The sequence below is a fragment of the Deinococcus misasensis DSM 22328 genome (assembly GCF_000745915.1).
Lineage (GTDB): Bacteria > Deinococcota > Deinococci > Deinococcales > Deinococcaceae > Deinococcus_C > Deinococcus_C misasensis.
The window spans coordinates 43,216-61,479 of sequence record NZ_JQKG01000004.1; the positions used below are offsets into that span (position 1 = coordinate 43,216).

Sequence of the window (18,264 nt, forward strand, 5' to 3'; positions counted from 1 at the left end):
ACAGCATCCAGAGATGACCTGCGAAACAAATGGGTTGCAGTCGTGGAGTGTTCCAGAGCGGATTGCCAACAGCAACCTCACCCACCAGTAGCACATTTGGCTTTTTGTTCTCTGGTCCGACAATGCTATGCTGTAACGCACAATGAGCACCTCAGACGCCAGACACGTCAGTCCCAATTTCATCACCGAAATCATTGACAGCGACCTCGAAAAAGGACGTTACAACAAGGTGGTGACCCGCTTTCCCCCCGAGCCCAACGGCTACCTGCACATCGGGCACGCCAAGGCCATCTGCCTGAACTTCGGGATTGCTCTGGATTACCAGGGCGAGTGCAACTTGCGTTTCGACGACACCAACCCCGAGAAGGAAAACTACGAGTACGTGAATTCCATCCGCAAGGATGTGGAATGGCTCGGGTTCAAGCCTGCTCAGGTGCTGTTTGCCTCCGATTACTTCGAGAAGTACTACGAATGTGCAGTGCAACTCATCAAAGACGGCAATGCGTATGTGGACTCCGTTTCGGATGAAGAAATGCGCGTGCTGCGTGGAACCTTGGAGCAACCCGGAACCCCGAGCCCTTACCGGGACCGCAGTGTGGAAGAGAACCTCGATTTGCTGGCCCGCATGCGCGCCGGTGAATTCCCAGAAGGTGCCCACGTTTTGCGCGGCAAAATCGATCTGTCGCATCCCAACATGAAGTTGCGCGACCCGGTGCTGTACCGCATTCTGCACTCCTCGCACTACCATGTGGGGGAAGGGTGGCACATTTACCCCCTCTACGACTTTGCGCACCCTCTGGAAGACTTCATCGAGGGGATCAGCCACTCGATTTGCACCCTCGAATTTGAAAACAACCGGGCCATTTACGACTGGTTGCTGGAAAGCCTGAAAGGCAAGTGTGGCTTCCCAGAGAACCCCCGTCCCCACCAGTACGAGAATGCCCGTCTGGTGCTGGACAACACCGTGCTGTCCAAGCGCAAACTGATCATCATGGCCGAAAGGCGTTATCTGGACGGCTGGAACAAGCCTTTCGAGGCCCCCGTGATCAGCGGTTGGAACGACCCCCGCATGCCCACCATCTCGGGCATTCGTCGCAGAGGGGTGCGCCCAGAGGCCATCCGAGAATTCATCAAACGGGTGGGGGTGTCCAAAACCAACTCCCGCGTGGACCTGAGCACCCTGGACGCTGCCATCCGCGATGACCTGAACTTCATTTCTCCAAGGGTGATGGCGGTCCTGAAACCCCTGAAGGTGGTCATCGACAACCTGCCAGAGGGCCATCTGGAAGAACTGGACGCCCCTTACTGGCCACACGACGTGCCCAACGAAGGCAGCCGCAAATTGCCCTTCACCCGTGAAATTTACATTGATCAAGACGATTTCATGGAAGAGGCCACCCCCGGCTTCCAACGCCTGACTCTGGGCGGCAAAGCCCGTCTGCGCTACGCCTACAACATCACCTGTGAGGCGATCATCAAAGACGATGACGGCAACATCATCGAACTGTTGTGCAGTTACGATTCAGAAAGCCACGCTGGCCCCAAAGGGGTCAAAGGTGTGATCCACTGGGTCAGTGCAGAAAAAGCCCTGCCTGCCGAATTCCGTGCCTATGACCGCCTGTTCACGGTGGCCAACCCGGATGCCGAGGAGGGTGACTTCACCGATTACCTGAACCCCGATTCCCTGAAGGTCTTTCAAGGCTTTGTGGAACCCAGTGTGCTTGGCGACAGCACCGACACCCGTTACCAGTTCGAGCGGGTGGGTTACTACTGGCAGGACCCCGAGGAGAGCAAACCGGATGGACTGGTGTTCAACCGCATTGTGACCCTGAAGGATTCCTTTGCTGAGAAGAAAGCAGAGGGCAAAGGGCAGAAGGCAGAAGGCAGAAAGCCCAAAGCCGAAAGCAAGCCTCAGGTGAAAAATGAAGTGGTGCTCTCTGCCGATGAGCAAGAGAAAGTCGCCTCTTACAAAGCCAGAGGCCTGAATGATTCTGAGGCCCTGACCCTGACCCGCGACGAGAAACTGGCTGCTTACCTCGAAGGGTCCGATCAACTGGCCGCTCTGGCAAGCTGGGTGATCACCGACCTCTCTGGCCCAATCCGTGAAGGCAAAAACACCGTTACTGTGGCACAGCTCTCTGCTTTGATCGAGAAAATCAAAGCGGGGGAAATCTCCAACCGCATCGCCAAAGACGTGCTTGCAGAAGCCCTTGAGACGGGCAAAGACCCCAACAGCATCGTTGAGGAAAAAGGCCTCAAGCAGGTCAGCGACACCGGCGCTCTGGAAACCGTGATCCGTCAGGTGATGGACCAGAACCCGGACAAAGTCGAGGCTTACCGCTCGGGCAAGAAAGGCCTGATGGGTTTCTTTGTGGGTCAGGTCATGCGTGAAACCAGAGGGCAGGGCAACCCGCAACTGGTCAATGCACTGGTGGCGAAACTGCTGGGGTGATCCCCCTGCACCCCCCTGCTTCTCGCAGGCTCGAAGCGGTCCCCCTTTGTGAAGGGGGACTTTTTGCTTTGGCGTGAGCTTTGATCCCTTCCTTACGGGGTCGCTTGCAAACGACGTGCGCAACGGGGGGATCTATACCCCTTCCTGAATGGGTCGTTTGCAAGCAACGCGAGGAACGGGGGATCCTGAACACATGTTCACCCGGATTGACGAACGGTTCAGAAACGCAGTACCTTCAGGATGAAGCAACGTCAGAACCACCCATCCCGCATCCCTGAGAGGGGAAGGAGCCCACATGAAATACATTCTTGCTCTGGATCAGGGCACCACTTCCTGCCGTGCCATCCTGTTTGACCACGAAGGCACCGTGCGCGGAACCGCCCAGAAAGAATTTCAACAGATTTTTCCCCGTCCTGGACTGGTGGAACACGACGCTCTGGACATCTACAGCACCCAGGTGGGGGTGACCAGTGAGGTGCTCGCCCACGCTGGAATCTCGGGGCAGGACATTGCAGCCATCGGGATCACCAACCAGAGGGAAACCACGGTGGTCTGGGACCGCAAGACCGGGCAACCCATCATGCATGCCATCGTGTGGCAGGACCGCAGAACCGCATCCCGTTGTGATGAGTTGCGCCAGCAAGGCAAAACCGAGATTTTCCAGCAAAAAACCGGACTGGTGCTCGATGCGTACTTCTCTGGGACCAAACTGGAATGGATGCTGGACCACGTGGAAGGGGCCAGAGAGAAAGCCGAACAGGGTGAACTGGCTTTCGGCACCATCGACACATGGTTGGTCTGGAAACTGACCGGAGGGAAAGTGCATGTCACCGATCCGAGCAACGCCTCCAGAACCCTGCTGTACAACATCCACACCAGAGACTGGGACGATGAACTGCTGGCCATTTTGAACATCCCCCGTTCTTTGCTGCCAGAGGTGAAATCCAGCAGTGAAGTGTATGGTCACACCCTGCCCCATTTGTTTGGCGGCGAAATTGCCATTGCAGGGATGGCAGGAGACCAGCAGGCCGCCACCTTCGGACAGGCTTGCCATGAAGTTGGGATGGCCAAAAACACTTACGGCACAGGCTGTTTCATGCTGCTGAACACCGGAGAAACCGCCATTCCCAGCAAAAACAACCTGCTGACCACCGTCGGCTGGGAGCGCAACGGCACCCTCACTTACGCTCTGGAGGGCAGTGTGTTCATGGCTGGGGCAATCGTGCAGTGGTTGCGCGATGGTCTGGGGATCATCCGTGAAAGCAGTGAGGTGGAGAGCCTCGCTGGAGCGGTGGACAGCACCGATGGGGTGTATCTGGTGCCTGCATTTGTGGGTCTGGGTGCCCCCTACTGGGACCCTTACGCCAGAGGCAGCCTGTTTGGCATGACCCGTGGCACCACCCGTGCCCACATCGCCAGAGCTGCTCTGGAAAGCATCTGTTTCCAGACCGCCGATGTGCTGCACGCCATGCAGGAAGACTCAGGCATCGAACTGAAAGAACTCAGGGTGGATGGTGGAGCATCCCGCAACAACCTGATGATGCAGTTTCAGGCCGACATTCTGGGTGTTCCTGTGGTGCGCCCAAAAGTCACCGAAACCACCGCTCTGGGAGCCGCTTATCTGGCGGGTCTGGCAGTCGGTTACTGGCCAGACCTGAAAGACATCTCCAAACAGTGGCAGGTGGATGAGCGCTTCGAGCCCCAGATGGACCCAGAGACCCGCAACAGGTTGCTCTCTGGCTGGAAGAAAGCCGTGGACCGGGCCAGAAACTGGGAAGACAACTGAGGAAACCAGAGCAGAAATTGATTTTTTGAAGCAAAACCAGTCTGTTATGAAAGCATTTGACGGAAGAACAAGAGGTTGTCTCTCTGGAGGGGTTTTTGAAAAGAGAGGATTCAAAGGAATCTTCTCTTTTCATTGATCAACGCAGCAGGCTGGTTTTTGGCTTTGTTGGGCTGATATATTGTTTGACATGCCATGAATGGGCTGTCTCTGGAGGACTCATGAAAAGAATTGCGTTTTTATCCGTTTTGGTTGTGGCTGGAATGGTGGGCTGTGCACCCACGGAAACCCAAAATGCAGCGAAGGAAGCCAAAGAAACCTGGCCTCTGCAACTTCGATCTGAAGTTCCCGTGGTCCATCAGGTCAACAGTTTGACCTACTTGTCTGTGCCCATTGATCCTCTGGTTCTTGATGCTGGTCTGGCCATGACGATCAAAAAAGATTTGGATGCCATTGCAGAAGAAAAATGCAAATCCAAACCAGACCAAAGAAGGGTGGATTATTTTCTTTGCGTTCAGGACATGAACTTCAGTTCAGAGAAATTTGGTGAATATCAACACCTCTTCCAGATTGAAAACCGTGGTGGCAAAGAAACCCAGATCAGAATTTTAAGCGTACAAGCAGCAAAAGGTCGAAAGCTCTATCCTGTTGAAGGAAAACCCACTGTGTTTGAATCCACATCCTTTGACAAACCTCAGCTCTATTTCCTCGTTGGGGTTCAGCAAAACAACACCCAACCCGAGCAAACCTACGATTACCGCCTGAAATACCAGAAGAATTTCTTTGATTTCAAGCTGAAAATCACCAAGCCCAGCAGCTGAAAACCTCCACCTTTGAACAGCACTGCAAAGTGCTGTTTTTTGTTGCACCCTTCCCAGCTCCGAAATTCGTTTACACAAGTCCAGCAAGGAAAAATCACAAACTCCTTAAACTGAGATTACATTTTCGTGACAAAGGTGGCAGGCAACGACATGAAACACATTTTCCTGTGGACGGTTCTCACACTGGGCCTTTTGGGTTGCAACCCTCAAGAAGCCCAAGATGCATCCAGAGAGGCCCCTGCCATCTCGGGTTTTCAGCAGACCGCCACCATCCCCATCCGTTACAAACCGGGAAGCCTCCAATATTTTTACCTGCCCATCGAGCCCGAGGTGTTCGATGACAATCTGGCCCGCAAAGTGCAACTGGACTTCGAGAACGCCACCATCGGCACCTGCGATTCCAGAGCGGCATGGCTGAAGTATCTGGAATGCACCCAGCAGGCCAAGAGCAGCACCGCTCGGGTGGGCGAGTACATGCTGTTGTTTCAACTGGAACGCAAAGGTGGGACGCAAACCGACATGCGTCTTCTCAGTGTCAAAGCTGGACGTGCACCAAATTCCAGAAACACCGCCAATTTCAATGATGTGAAGTTGTATTTTCTGGTGGGGATTCAGCAAAACACCGCAGAGCCGTGGCAAAGCTTTGCTTATCGCCTGAATCATCAGGGCAAGGCTTTCGAGTTCAAAGTGCAGATTGATCCTGCCTGACCTGAAACCTTGCAAAAGCGCATTCACAACTTCTTAACAACCTCAACAAATCCGCTTAAAACCTCTGGTTCATACTCCTGATCAAGGTGATCGACAGACACCAAAGAAAGGAAAACGAACCATGAAAATCAACGCCAAAAACATCCTGACCGCTTCCCTGCTCCTCCTCGCCACCTCCACCTCGGTTTCTCTGGCTGCCACCAACGGCAACAAAACCGCCCAGAGCCAGACCCAACAACAAAAACAAACCCAGAAGCCTGACCAGCAAGCCACACGCACCGCAGAAGTCACCTACTACGATGCCGATCCCCTGAAGGGCGGCAAAGCCATCAAAACCGAAACCGTGCAGTTTGAGCGGGGCAGTGCCACCAACCCTTTTGCGAAAGCCCCCAGCAACGCCAAATTCGTGGTGGTCAAGGACGATCGGGGTGCTCGGGTGCTGGACCTCAGCAACCTGCCTGATCCTGCCAAAGCCCCTCAGGACGGTCAAGGGCCCAGAGAAGGACGTGGAATGGGTGGTCCTCAGGGTGGCATGGGTGGCATGCAGCAAGGCGCCGGCAAAGGTGGCATGAAAGGCCCTCAGGGGGATGGTCCTCGGGGTGGAATGATGGGTGGTCCCAGAGGCTTCCAGAATGCCGATCAGGTGACGTTCTATGATGCCGATCCCCTGCAGGGTGGCAAAGTCACCGCCACTTTTGACAGCACCGGACTGAAAGACCAGACCAAGGTGGACGCTGCCGCCAAAACCGCCAAGTTCGTGGTGGTGGATCACGATGGGCACAAGAACATCATCGACCTGAGCAAAGTGCCTGCCAACAGATAAAACCTCGCTTCATCTTCTTCCTCTCCGTTGTCCCCCTGCCCCAAACAGGGGGACAACACAGGTCAACAGGAAACACAAAGGGATAACATAATCAAAATGAAAACCATTCTGGTGGTCGAAGACAATGCAGGCGTGCGGGACTTGCTGAGGGAATACCTCACCGAGCAGGGGTACCGGGTGATGTGCGCCAACAACGGAAAAGAAGGGCTGTTCACTGCCCGTCACCATCCACCAGACCTGATTTTGCTGGACATCATGATGCCAGAGATGGACGGTCTGGAGTTTCTGAAAAGCTTCCGCAAAACCTCCAACGTCCCGATCATTTTTCTGACCGCCAAAGTGATGGAAATCGACAAGGTGCTGGGTCTGGAACTCGGTGCAGACGATTATGTGACCAAGCCCTTCTCAATGGCCGAGGTGCTGGCCCGCATCCGTGCCGTGCTGCGCCGGGGTGAACCTGTCCAGAGCAAGCAGGTGTTCCAGACCGGACGCCTCTGGCTGGACCGTGAAGCCCGTGTGGTGCGCGCAGACGGCAAACCTGTGGATTTGACCCGCTCGGAGTTTGATTTGCTGGCGGTGTTCATGGAGTCCCCTTCTCGGGTGTTCAAACGTTCGGAGTTGCTGGAACGCTTGCAGGACGAGGAGGGCTTTGCTTCGGAACGCACCATTGATGTGCATGTGCGCAACCTGCGCAGCAAAATCGAGCAGGACCCCAGTCAACCCCGTCATGTGGTGACGGTGTTCGGGGTGGGTTACCGCTTCAATCCAGAGGAGGGCTGAGTGCGCGTTTCTCTGGTCTGGAAGGTGATGGGGGCTTTCGTGCTGGTGAGCGTGCTGAGTGTCCTGAGCGTGGGGGTGTTTGCCCGTTACGTGACCGGGCAGCAGTTCGACAAAATTCAGGACCAGCAGGCCGTCCGCATCTACACCAGTCTGGCAGAAGATTATTACAAAGAGTATGGCACCTTCTCGGGTTTGCGGGTGCCCCGTGGCGGTCCCGGTCAGGGACCGGGATTGATCCTGACCAGTCCCTCTGGAACGGTGCTTTCTGGGAACGGTCCCTTCAGAACCGGAGACCAGATCCCAGAGGGGATGCTGAACAAAGGAACCGATGTGAAGGTGAATGGGGTGGTGGTCGGAAAACTGGTCGCCAACCAGCGTCTGGACGGCTTCAATCCCAGAGACCGCGAAATGCTGGAGCAGGTGTTCACCGCCATCCTGTACGCCATGCTGGCCACGGTGGTGGGATCGGTTTTGCTTGGAGGCTTGCTTTCACGGTTGCTGCTGAAACCCTTGCAGCAACTGTCGGTGGCCATTCAACAGATGCGCTCTGGAGAGGCCCCCACCCTGAATTTGCAAAACCCCAAAGATGAATTGGGGGATGTGTTGGTGGCCTTTTCCGAAATGGGTCAGGCGGTCAGCCGTTCACAGCAACTTCGCAAACAGATGACTGCAGACATCGCACATGACCTGCAAACCCCACTGACCGTCCTGAGGGGATATCTGGAAGCCATGCAAGAAGGCACCCTCAAACCCACCCCAGAGCGCATGAAAACCCTCCATCAGGAGGCTGTTCACCTGTCTGAATTGGTGGCGGATTTGCGCACCCTCTCTCTGGCCGATGCTGGGGAATTGCAACTGCAGAAAATTCCGCTCTCCCCTCTGGAGTTGCTGGAGGAGGCCCGCAATTCTTTTCTGCACCTTTCTGAGGGTGCCGGGGTCAACATCCAGATCCAGAGCACCGAGGACCTTCCAGATGTTCCCATGGACCCCACACGCATGTTGCAGGTGCTGAAAAACCTGATTGGAAATGCCCTGAAGTACACCCCAGAGGGAGGCAGGATTGTGCTTTCTGCCAAAACCCTGCCCAATGCGGTGCTGCTGGAGGTGCAAGACACAGGATCCGGGATTGCCCCAGAGAAACTGCCCATGGTTTTTGAACGCTTCTACCGGGCCGATGAATCCAGAAGCGGTCACAACAGCGGTCTGGGTCTGGCGATTTGCAAGTCCATCGTGCAAGCCCATGGAGGCACCATTCAGGTGGAGAGCACACCTGCTCAGGGCACATGTTTCAGACTGACTTTGCCTTTGTAAAGCCCATCAATGAAGCGCTTTCACACATCAGGGCCTGACTTTGCAAGAAAGCAGGCCTTTTGCGCTGATTTCTGAAGAACAGTCACAAAACAAACGTTTAGAATAAAATCAGCACAAAAGCCATGTGGGTTGGGGGAAAGGCATGTCAATGGATGGTATTTTCAATGCACAACACCAATTGATCTGGAGAAGCGAGCGCCTCAAACAGCAACTGGGCGACGTTGAACCTGTCAATGTGCATTGGGATGAACAGACCCACCCCTCTGTGGTGCATTTTGAACATGCAGAAAAAAGGCTGCTTTCTCTGGAAGCCAGTGTTTCGGCCATCCCACAAACGGAACTGTTTGGACTGTGCATGGACCAGAGAAGCACCCTTCAGGACCTGCATCGGGCAGCCTACACCGACGCCCTGACCGGACTGGAAAACCGCAGGGCCTTTGAGGAAACCCTCAAGAACTGCACCCAGAGCCCTGAACCTCTGGCCCTGGTGATTCTGGATCTGGACGGCCTGAAGCGCATCAACGACCAGCATGGTCACGTGCAGGGAGATGCTTTTCTGAATTTTGTGGCCCGTCAACTGCAAGGCCAGTTGCGCCCACTCGACCGGGCTTTTCGGATTGGTGGGGATGAATTTGCCGTGATCCTGCAGGGTCTGGTGGCAGCACAGGTGCATGTGGTGTACCAGCAGATGAAAAACATCCGCGATCAGTTGCAGCAAGGGCCTTTTGCAACAGGAGACATCAGTGCTGGGGTGGCCTTTCATCCGCAGGAATCTTCAGGGGATGCCCGCACGCTCATGCGCTTGGCCGATGAACGCATGTACGAGCACAAACGCTCCAAAACCCAGCAGGATGTCCAGAATCTGGTCGGTTCCATCAACCGTCAGGCCGTGATCCGGGGCATGGGGGCCACGCTGGACGTGCTGCTGTCCAGAGAAGCCCCCACGGTGGACTACTGGAAACTGATGCTCAACTTTGCCGTGCAAATGGTCCCGAGTGCTCAGGCAGGGAGCCTTGACCTCTGGGATGGCACCGCATTCGTCAAAATTGCCCAACAGGGCTTCGGAGATGAACTTCTGGGCCTCAGGCAATCCCCGCAGGCCCAACTGCGGTGGTATGGCAGCACCGAAAGCCACTGGATCAACGGGATTCCCAGGATCTTGCGGGAAATGTCCACCATTCGCACCACCTCGGTTTTCACAGCAGCGCATTCTACACCCGATCATGTGGAGGTGTACCACCAGTCCGGGAGGCTCGGGGAAATCCAGTGCACCCTCAATGCCCCGATCACCCATCAAGGTCGGGTGTACGGGCACCTCAATCTGGACAATTTCATCAGCAACATGGCCTTCAACACCGACAGCCTGATGGTGGCACGTGAACTGGTCCGGCAGTGTGCAACCGTGTGCCACAACCTCGATTTGCCCTGCTGCCTTCCCTGAATCATTCCCCATTCAAAGCAGGCAGATGGACCACCACACAGGTTCCCTGCCCGAGTTGGCTTTGCAGTTGGATGCTTCCCTGATGGGCTTCCACGATCCATTTGGCGATGGGAAGTCCCAATCCGGTTCCCCCCGGGTCGGCCTCTCTGGACAGTTGGCCCCGGTAAAAGCGCTCAAAGACCCTGGGCTGGTCTGCTTCTGCAATCCCCATGCCCGAGTCCTTGACCCAGAAGCACACCTCCTGCCCTTTTTGCAGCATGCCCACCTGCAAATGGCCTCCATCGGGGGTGTATTTGGCGGCGTTCTCCAGCAGAATCACCATCACCTGTTTGAGGCGGTCCGGGTCCCCCATCACCCGAGCGTCACAGGTTTTCACCGACACCTGATGGGGCCTGAGCTGGAAAGACACTGCACTGAGTGCATCCTCCAGCACCTCTGCCAGAGCAGTGGGCTCCATCCGCAGTTGGGTTCCAGCATCCCCTTTGGCCAGAGCCAGCATGTCCTGCACCAGACGGCTTAAACGGGTGGCTTCTTTGGCGACATCGGCAAGGGCTTCCTGACGGTCCTCCTCGGGCATGTTGGAGTAGCGGTGGATGAGGTCCAGATTGCCCTGAATGGCGGTCAGTGGGGCACGCAGTTCATGGGCAGCGTCGTTCACAAAGCGCTGCTGGGTCTGGGAGATTTCCCGCAGGGCCAACTCGGCCTCTTTCAGGTCGGTGATGTCGATGAGGGTTCCAGAGATCCGGGTGCGGTCTTCGGTGTGGTCCACCCGACCGCGGCTCATGACCCACCGGATGGTTTCATCTCCATGCTGCAAACGCATCTCCAACCCGAAATTGCTGCCTGTGCGAACGGCTTCTTTGAGGGTGGTGCGGGCATGTTCCAGATCCTGTGCATAAATTTGCCTGAGCACCTCTTCCACGTTGGGCGCTTCCGCAGTGCCAGAGAGCCCGAGGATGCTGCGGGTCTGCCCCAGCGTGGAAAGCCGCCGGGTCTGGCTGTCCCATTGCCATGTGCCAACCTGCGTGGCTTCCAGGGTGAGGTCCAGACGGTCCTGATTTTGCTGCAACAGCAAAGCGGTTTGCTTGCTGCGGGTGATGTCGGTTGCGGTGATGCCCACCCACTGCACTTTCCCGGCACGGCCCAGCACAGGATAAACGCTGCACTGCCAGTAACGTACTTCCTGCTGGCTGTCGGTGGAAACCTCCTGATCCCGAAAGGTTTTTCCAGAGTAAAGCACCCTCTGGCACATCCACTCCAGCTGACCCAGCAGTGGGCTGTCCAGTTCAGAAAGGGCTTTTCCCTGCACCTCCTGACCTTCCAGACCCGCAAAACCCAGCAAAGCCGAATTGGCATGCAAGAGGTTCAAATGGAGGTCAAGGAGGGCCATGCCCACCCCCGCCTCCTGAATCATGGTGGTGAGTTGCACACGGGTTTTGACCAGTTCAAGTTCCAACTGGTAACGCTCCCACACGTTTTTGAGGGTCCGTTCCAGCAGAGGGGTGCTCAGGGCGTTTTTGCTGAGGTAATCCAGAGCCCCGGTTTTCATGGCTTGCACGGCAGTGTGCTCGTCTGAACTGCCCGTCAAGACCACCACTGCTGGAGGGTGGGTCTCTTGCCTGAGCAGTTCCAGAAACTCAATTCCAGTCATGTCAGGCAGGTGCATGTCCAGCAACACCAGATCGGGTCGGGTGACGCGCACACTGCGCAAACCGTCTGCACCTCTGGTCGCCTGCACCACACTGGAGGTCAGGTCTGGCAGTTTTTTCAGGTGGCTGAGCAGGATTTCGGTGTCTGTGGGACTGTCGTCTACAACCAGCAGTTTCAGTCCTGCCATGGCTGCACCTGCTCTGGAAGCACCACCGTGTTGAGCCAGTACGCCATGGTCACCTGCAAATCCTGCACGAACCTGTGGGTGTCCAGCGTCTTTTTGAGGAAGCTGTTGGCACCCAGCGCATAACATGCTTTGACTTCCGAAGGCCGGTCCGAGGTGGACAGCACAATCACCGGAATGCTGCGCCACTCGGGCTGGCCCTTGAGGGTTCTGAGCAATTCCAGACCTCCCATGCCCGGCAAATTGAGGTCCAGCACCATCACAAAAGGCCAGCGTTCAGAGAGGTTTTGCTGCAAGTACGGCAACACCGCATCCCCCGTGCTGATCCGGGACACCGGATTGGTCCAACCCGAGCGTTTTAAGGCCCAGCAAAACACTTCGAAGTCCTGATCGCTGTCTTCCACTGCCAAAATTTGACGCACCTGCACACTTCACCCCTGTGGGGCGAGGGTGAAAAAGAACGTGCTGCCCTGCCCTTCTCTGGATTCCAGCCAGAGTTTTCCTCCGTGCCGCTCGATGATCTTCTGGGCAATGCTGAGCCCTGCCCCACTGCCTCCGCCGTATTCCTGCTGGGTGTGCAGCCGCTTGAAGAACCGGAAAATGGTCTCCTGATGCTGCTCGGGAATGCCGATGCCGTTGTCTTTCACATAAAAGGTGATGGGACTGGTGTTCAGAACGCCAATTTCGATGGTGGGCTCAGGGCTCTGGTTGTACTTGACCCCGTTGGTGATCAGGTTGTTGAACACCTCGCCCAGACGGATGGCATCGGCAGAAAGGGTGGGCAACGGGCCATGCACTTTCACTTTGGCATTGCGCTGTTCCAGAGCCGGATGCAACAGATCCAAAGTGTCCATCACCACATCCTGCACATCCACATCCCTGACGGCATATTCCACACGTCCCACACGTGAATAACTCAAGAGCGAATCGATCAGGCTTTCCAGACGGCGGGTGAGGCGCACCATGGTGTTCAGTTTCTGCTTCGCCTCGTCCTGCAGGTGCTCCATGTGGTCTTCAGAAAGCATGATAGCGTAATGGTGCAGGCCACGCAGGGGCTCTTTGAGGTCATGGGAAGCCACGTAAGCAAAAGCGTCCAGTTCGGAGTTGGATTTTTCCAGACGGCGGTTCATCTGCTCCAGTTCCTCGGTGCGGCGCAAAACCACATCCAGAGAGGACCTGAGGAGGTCTTTCACAGCGGTGACTTCGTTTTCCATCCACGGTTCGCTCTGGCCCTGCACCGTCTGACGCCACGCCTGAAAGGATTTGCGGGGTCCGATGCGATCACCGTCCTGTGAAATGAGCTTTTCGGGGTTGCCTCCCCAGGTGACCTGACGGACCACCTCTGGACGGAACCAGAGGATCGCTTCCGGTTCGGTGCGGGAAAGCACCAGAGACATCACGCCAGCACAGCCGTTCAAATCCAGATCGGGCAGATCGCGGGTCAGGTGGTCGGTGGCATGCACCCTGCCCTGCTCCACAATCCACGGCACAAGTTTTTCCATGGCCTCTGGAGCAGGCACCTGCCCGAGGGTGGTGGTTTTCTCTTTGGAGACCACCACCAGACCGCCACAATCCAGCAGGGCATACAGCTCCTGCGAGAGGTCATGAAAGGCGTTTTCCACCTGTTTGGTGCTGCCCAGATGCTCCAGAATCCGGTTGACGCTGGCCTGAATGTGGCTCTGGTACTGGCTGTCTTCCCGGTCGGCTTTGCTGGAAAGCTGCAAACTGAGCATCTGTCCCAGAAATTCACACATCGCCCGCAGGCTGTAACTGAGGATTTTGGGGGTGTTGTGGTGGCAGGCAATCAAACCCCAGAGTTCTCCATCCTTGAGGATCGACACCGACATGGACGCCCCCACGCCCATGTTGCGCAGGTACTCCAGGTGGATCGGGGACACACTGCGCAAAAAGCAGTAACTCATGTCCAGAGGGTCCGGTCCCTGACCCTGATAAGACACCATTGGAACCGGGGTGTAATCTGCACTGCCAATCACCCGGATGTGGTTCAGCACGTACAAGGCTCTGGCCTGCTTCGGGATGTCAGAAGCGGGGTAACGCAAACCAAGAAAAGGCTCCATCCCTTCGGTGAATTCTTCGGCGATCACCTGTCCGGTGCCGTCCTGTGCAAACTGGTAAACCATCACCCGGTCGTAATCGGTGAGTTTGCGCACCTCGAAAGCCAGACGTTCACAGGCTTGCTGCAGGGTGGGGGCACTGTTCACCCGGTTCATGATGCTGCTCATCTGGCGGTAGCGGTCTGACCATTCCAGCATCGGAGGGGCAGGTTCAAGTTCCAGAATCACCCAGCCAGACATCCGGTGGGCCACGGCATCAAACAGTTTCCCGTGGTTGAAGCGCAGCGGAAACACAAACAGGGGGTTGGTGTCCAGATCGTCCCTCAAAAGGGCCTCCTGAAACACCTGCACCTGATCTGCAGACAGCAAATCCGCAATGCAGCGGTCCAGCAGTTGCTCTGGAGGCAACCCGAGCACCGTTTCCACATTGGCACTCACCTGAACCATGCAGAAATCCGGCTCCTGCATCACCAGAAGAACCCCGTGCGGTTGAATCAAACCGGGGATGTGGATGGGTTCGCGGTCACAGTTGGTCAGGTCGATGGCCTGTTCGGGGGGCAGCAAATTCAGGTCTTCAAAAAGCGGCATGTGTTCCTTTGACTTCCCTGTGCTTCTCTGTGCGGTCCAGAGCGTCCAGAAAACCCTGGAAGGTCTTCTGAGCCCCTTGCACCACCTGCTCCACATCGGTGGTCTGGTCCAGCAGAAACTGCCGCACCTTTTTCCAGATTTCTCCGGTCTGGCCCTGGTGACCGCTGAAAAACCGACCTCCGGTTTGCGGGGTGATCCCGAGGGTCTGCAAATGGCGACCGATCAATTGCCCACCCAGCATCGACCCCTCCACCACGTATGTGGCTCCGAGGACCTCCTGCCAACTGTGCAAAGGGAAGTCTGGCTTCCCCTCTGGCATCTGCAAACCAAAAAACTTCAGGTCCTGTGCCAGCCAGTTTCTCTTGGGAACCGGCTTCCAGTCCAGATGTTTCCATTCAGGCCGGGCTTCCATCTGGGGCTCCAGCCTGACGTAAACTTCCGCGAAACAGGTCAAAACCCGCTGGTACTCTGGAATTTCAGTGAGGTTGAGGAGGTCCAGACGGTCCTCCAGTTGATGGTGTACATCCCGTGTGCTCTGCTTGAGGTGCAACAACACAAGGTCCAGAGGGGGTTTGGGATCCACAGTTCCCGGTGAAATCAAAGGCATAACACAGACTCGGGGATCTTCCTGATCGGTTCGGTAAGGAAAGTGACATTCTTTGGACTCAAAAAACCCAATTGAATTTCAATGATAGAGAAATGATAAAAGATTTGGTGCCTTTTTGGTTGGATGTGGAGGTGATTTTTTCGACTTGTTTTGACTTGAAAGCAAAACAGCTTCTCAAATGGCATTTTGATGTTGGTTTTTTTTGATCAAATGCACCCTGAACGCTGTACCGCAAACAGAACCCTGTCTTTTGAAGCTGTGGGGGAAAACGATGCAGAACTGGAAAACCCCCTCAGGAGAAAATTTCATTCTGTCCCAACAGTTCAAAAAGTTTTCAAAAACCATGAAGAAAATAAAGAAGCTCACCAGAGCAAAAAACAACAAGGCGAAACTTCTTCCGCCTTGTTGCTGTGTTGGACGTGCGATTTTGACAGACTTTACAGAAATTGTGACAGGTCGGCAGTCACTTCATAAGCACAGTTGTCTTCGGATTCATTGCGAATCAGGATCGACAGTTTGCCTCTGGGGTCCACTCCGGCTTTGCTGACATCAAACTGGTACAGCATGCTGCCTTCCCAGAGGTTGTTGGCCGCTTTCTGCCAGTCGGTCACCAGAATTTTCTTGGCAGGCAGGGTGGGTTCGCCTTTGGCGTTGCGGATGGCCACCGTGTAGGCGTTGCGCAGCTTTTCTTCTTTCAGACCCGTCATGGTCAGGTACACCCGCAATTGACCATTGGGAAGGGTCTGGGCTTTGATCAGGTCCTCGGGTTTGGGTGGACTTTTGAACTGGTTGCGGGCTTCGGTGGCGGCCAGAAACACATCATCGGCCTGACCGGTCAGGGTGATGGTTTTGGGGTAACTGCCTTTCGAGAAATCGGTGGGGGCTTTCAGCCAGTTGCTGACACACTGGGGGCCTCCATCGATGGCCTTGACCACATCACCTGCTTTGAATTTGCCTTCGGCGACGGTCAAATCAAGGGTCTGGAAGGTGGCGACTTCATCTGCACGGCCATAAGCGCTGTCAATGATGCGTTTGGCGGTGGCAGCGTCCAGGGTGGGGGTCCAGGCCAGAGCGGTTGCGCCCAGCACAGCAGAAGCCAGAGAAAAAGAGGTGAGGATCAGAACTTTACGCATGGGGACTCCTTGGAACATTTTGGAACATGGGGGTTTTCACTTGAGGTAGACCAGACGGCAACGGGTGCTGACTTGCAAGAAGCGCGCCACATCTGCGTCGTTTAAGACCACGTTTTCTTTGATTTTGGAGTAATACCCGACGGCTTTTGCTGCTTTGTAGCGGTAGACTTCGCCATCCAGAGCACCATTTTTGCGGGCCTCTTCTTCGGAGGTGAAGTACTGCTGCAAGCCAGCCTGCACCAGATCGGTGGACACCCCCTGCACGAGGGTCTTGTCCGGCCAGAGTTGCTTCATGCTGGCATCGAACACAAAACTGGTGGGGGTGCGCTCCAGCCCCAGACCTCGGGCATCAATCAAAGCCGTACAGGTGACGGGTTTGCTCTGGGAATTGGCTGCCACCGAAGGGCGTGCCGTGGTGCTCGGGGTGATGGTGCCCTGCGGGGTGTTGGGGCGGGTGGTTTCCAGACCGCCTGTGGTGCCAGAGGGGGCACTGGTGCTGCCTGTGGTTTTGGGACCTGTGGTGGCCGGCGTGGTGGTTTCACCTTCTGAATCTGTGGTTCTGCCGGGTGCAGCGGTGGATTCGGCAGGGTTTCCAGAGGAACCATTCTTGGGTGCTTGCCCCGTGGTCTCCGTCTGTCCCTGATTTCCCCGAACCCCGATGGTGGGAGCAGTGGTGGTCTGCGTGCCTGCATTGCCCCTCACGCCACCTGTGAAAGGAATGTTGGTGGTGCTGGTGGTGTCGGTGGTGCTTGCAGATGGATTTCGGCCCGCCTGAGTTGAGGTTTCATCCTCGCTCTGGTTGGTGCCAGAGGGCTTGACCGTGGTGGTCCCTGTGGTGGGTGTACCACTGCCGGTTTTGGGTGCTGTGGTGGTGCCAGCAGAGGCATTGTTGTCAGGGGTCTGGCTGCTGTTGGGCGCACTGGTTGTCCCGTCGGTTGCGGTGGATGCCTCTGGACGGCTGCCCGTTTGACCCTGTGCTGCAGTTGAACCCGCAGCAGGTTTCTGGCCTGTGGTTCCCTGCGTGTTCTCAGAGGCCTCAGGTCTGCCTGCGTTCACACTGCCCTGAGCCGTAGAGGAGGTCTCAGTGCGCCCCGAGGTGGTGCCTCCCTGTGTGGGATTCGCAGGGGTGGTCCTTGATCCTGTGGTGCCCGTTTCGGTTTCAGAACCTGTGGCTCTGGGGGAACCCGTGGCGGTCTCGGGGTTTTCCGTGTTCCTGTACCACGCATTCAGGGCTTCGGTTTCGGCCTGGGTGTTGGGGCGGGAAATCCCTGTGGTGCTTTCTGAACTCCCAGAGGTGGTGCTGCGGATGGGCGCACCGGAGGCAGAAGGGGCTGCACCCTCGTTGCCAGAGCGCACAGGGGCATTGACCGAACCCGTTTCAGAGCCGTTGGGTGCATTGCGGTTGTTGGTCACATCCACATTCCCATCGGTCTGGGGGCGCACCACACTGCTGGTGCTGTCCAGCGCACTGTCCTGACGCTCTGGAGCGTTGGCCTCACCTGTGGTGGGGTTTGCAGCCTCTGGACGTCCAGAGGTGGAAGGCAGGGGGCTTTCGGTTTGTGGCACAGGAAGTTCGGTGGCACTGCCCACAGGGGTGGGCGGAGCCACGGCTTCTTCGTCATCAGCAGGATTGGAGGTTCCTGTGTTGCCCACTGTTCCGGTTTGACCCGTGTTGCTTTTTGCAGGAGGGGTCACAGCAGGACGCACTGGACTGCTCTTGGGCACCGTCAGGTTGATGATTTCCAGAGGAGGCAGCACCGACTCTTCCAAAATGGGTTTTCGGGTGTCCTGCGTTTGCAGTTGTACCATCAACAGGCCCAGACCTGCTGCAAGGTGCAAGGCCACCGTGATCAGGGCTGCACGCCTGCGTTCGGTGTCGTGCAGCAATACGGGCAGGCGAACCGTCAC

Annotated in this window: 14 protein-coding genes; 8 read left to right on the top strand and 6 right to left on the bottom strand. The window is 56.2% G+C overall.

The features are described from left to right. The first annotated feature begins 142 nt into the window (after positions 1 to 142). The 8 genes from Q371_RS04420 (at position 143) to Q371_RS25315 (ending at position 10,119) form a co-directional block, all read left to right on the top strand. Entirely contained in the window at positions 143 to 2,452 is a 2,310-nt protein-coding gene (locus Q371_RS04420; RefSeq protein WP_034336701.1) for a glutamine--tRNA ligase/YqeY domain fusion protein, read from the top strand. Between the two features lie 295 nt (positions 2,453 to 2,747). Further along, positions 2,748 to 4,238, top strand: coding sequence for a glycerol kinase GlpK (glpK, locus tag Q371_RS04425; RefSeq protein ID WP_034336705.1), 1,491 nt, complete (start codon positions 2,748 to 2,750; stop codon positions 4,236 to 4,238). Positions 4,239 to 4,294: 56 nt separating this feature from the next. Further along, a complete protein-coding gene (locus Q371_RS04430; RefSeq protein ID WP_157442511.1) occupies positions 4,295 to 5,056 on the top strand; it encodes a hypothetical protein in 762 nt (253 codons plus the stop codon). 150 nt (positions 5,057 to 5,206) lie between these two features. Next, positions 5,207 to 5,764, top strand: a complete 558-nt coding sequence (locus tag Q371_RS04435; protein WP_034336712.1) for a hypothetical protein — start codon at positions 5,207 to 5,209, stop codon at positions 5,762 to 5,764. A 121-nt stretch (positions 5,765 to 5,885) separates the two neighbouring features. After that, positions 5,886 to 6,587 (top strand): hypothetical protein, encoded by a 702-nt coding sequence (locus Q371_RS04440; RefSeq protein ID WP_034336715.1) that lies wholly within the window; start codon positions 5,886 to 5,888, stop codon positions 6,585 to 6,587. A 96-nt stretch (positions 6,588 to 6,683) separates the two neighbouring features. Then, entirely contained in the window at positions 6,684 to 7,367 is a 684-nt protein-coding gene (locus Q371_RS04445; RefSeq protein WP_034336718.1) for a response regulator transcription factor, read from the top strand. Further along, positions 7,368 to 8,678, top strand: coding sequence for a sensor histidine kinase (locus tag Q371_RS04450; protein ID WP_034336722.1), 1,311 nt, complete (start codon positions 7,368 to 7,370; stop codon positions 8,676 to 8,678). Positions 8,679 to 8,820: 142 nt separating this feature from the next. Further along, complete coding sequence (locus Q371_RS25315; RefSeq protein WP_157442512.1) at positions 8,821 to 10,119, top strand: GGDEF domain-containing protein; 1,299 nt, start codon at positions 8,821 to 8,823, stop codon at positions 10,117 to 10,119. A 1-nt stretch (position 10,120) separates the two neighbouring features. Here the strand turns inward: Q371_RS25315 and Q371_RS25320 are convergent, their stop codons facing one another. The 6 genes from Q371_RS25320 to Q371_RS04490 all read right to left on the bottom strand — a co-directional run bounded on the left by Q371_RS25320 (position 10,121) and on the right by Q371_RS04490 (position 18,264). Continuing rightward, positions 10,121 to 11,956, bottom strand: coding sequence for an ATP-binding response regulator (locus Q371_RS25320; protein WP_051963234.1), 1,836 nt, complete (start codon positions 11,954 to 11,956; stop codon positions 10,121 to 10,123). Further along, positions 11,944 to 12,375: a response regulator gene (locus Q371_RS04465; protein WP_169743788.1), complete on the bottom strand. Its 432-nt coding sequence runs from the start codon at positions 12,373 to 12,375 to the stop codon at positions 11,944 to 11,946. The genes Q371_RS25320 and Q371_RS04465 overlap by 13 nt, the downstream gene beginning before the upstream one ends. Positions 12,376 to 12,384: 9 nt before the next feature. Next, positions 12,385 to 14,616 carry an ATP-binding protein gene (locus Q371_RS04470; RefSeq protein ID WP_051963238.1) on the bottom strand — a complete coding sequence of 744 codons (2,232 nt, stop codon included), beginning with the start codon at positions 14,614 to 14,616 and terminating at the stop codon, positions 12,385 to 12,387. Continuing rightward, positions 14,603 to 15,223 carry a biliverdin-producing heme oxygenase gene (locus Q371_RS25325; RefSeq protein ID WP_051963240.1) on the bottom strand — a complete coding sequence of 207 codons (621 nt, stop codon included), beginning with the start codon at positions 15,221 to 15,223 and terminating at the stop codon, positions 14,603 to 14,605. The genes Q371_RS04470 and Q371_RS25325 overlap by 14 nt, the downstream gene beginning before the upstream one ends. A gap of 437 nt (positions 15,224 to 15,660) precedes the next feature. Beyond that, positions 15,661 to 16,356, bottom strand: coding sequence for a hypothetical protein (locus Q371_RS04485; RefSeq protein ID WP_034336727.1), 696 nt, complete (start codon positions 16,354 to 16,356; stop codon positions 15,661 to 15,663). Between the two features lie 36 nt (positions 16,357 to 16,392). Continuing rightward, complete coding sequence (locus Q371_RS04490; protein WP_034336729.1) at positions 16,393 to 18,264, bottom strand: hypothetical protein; 1,872 nt, start codon at positions 18,262 to 18,264, stop codon at positions 16,393 to 16,395.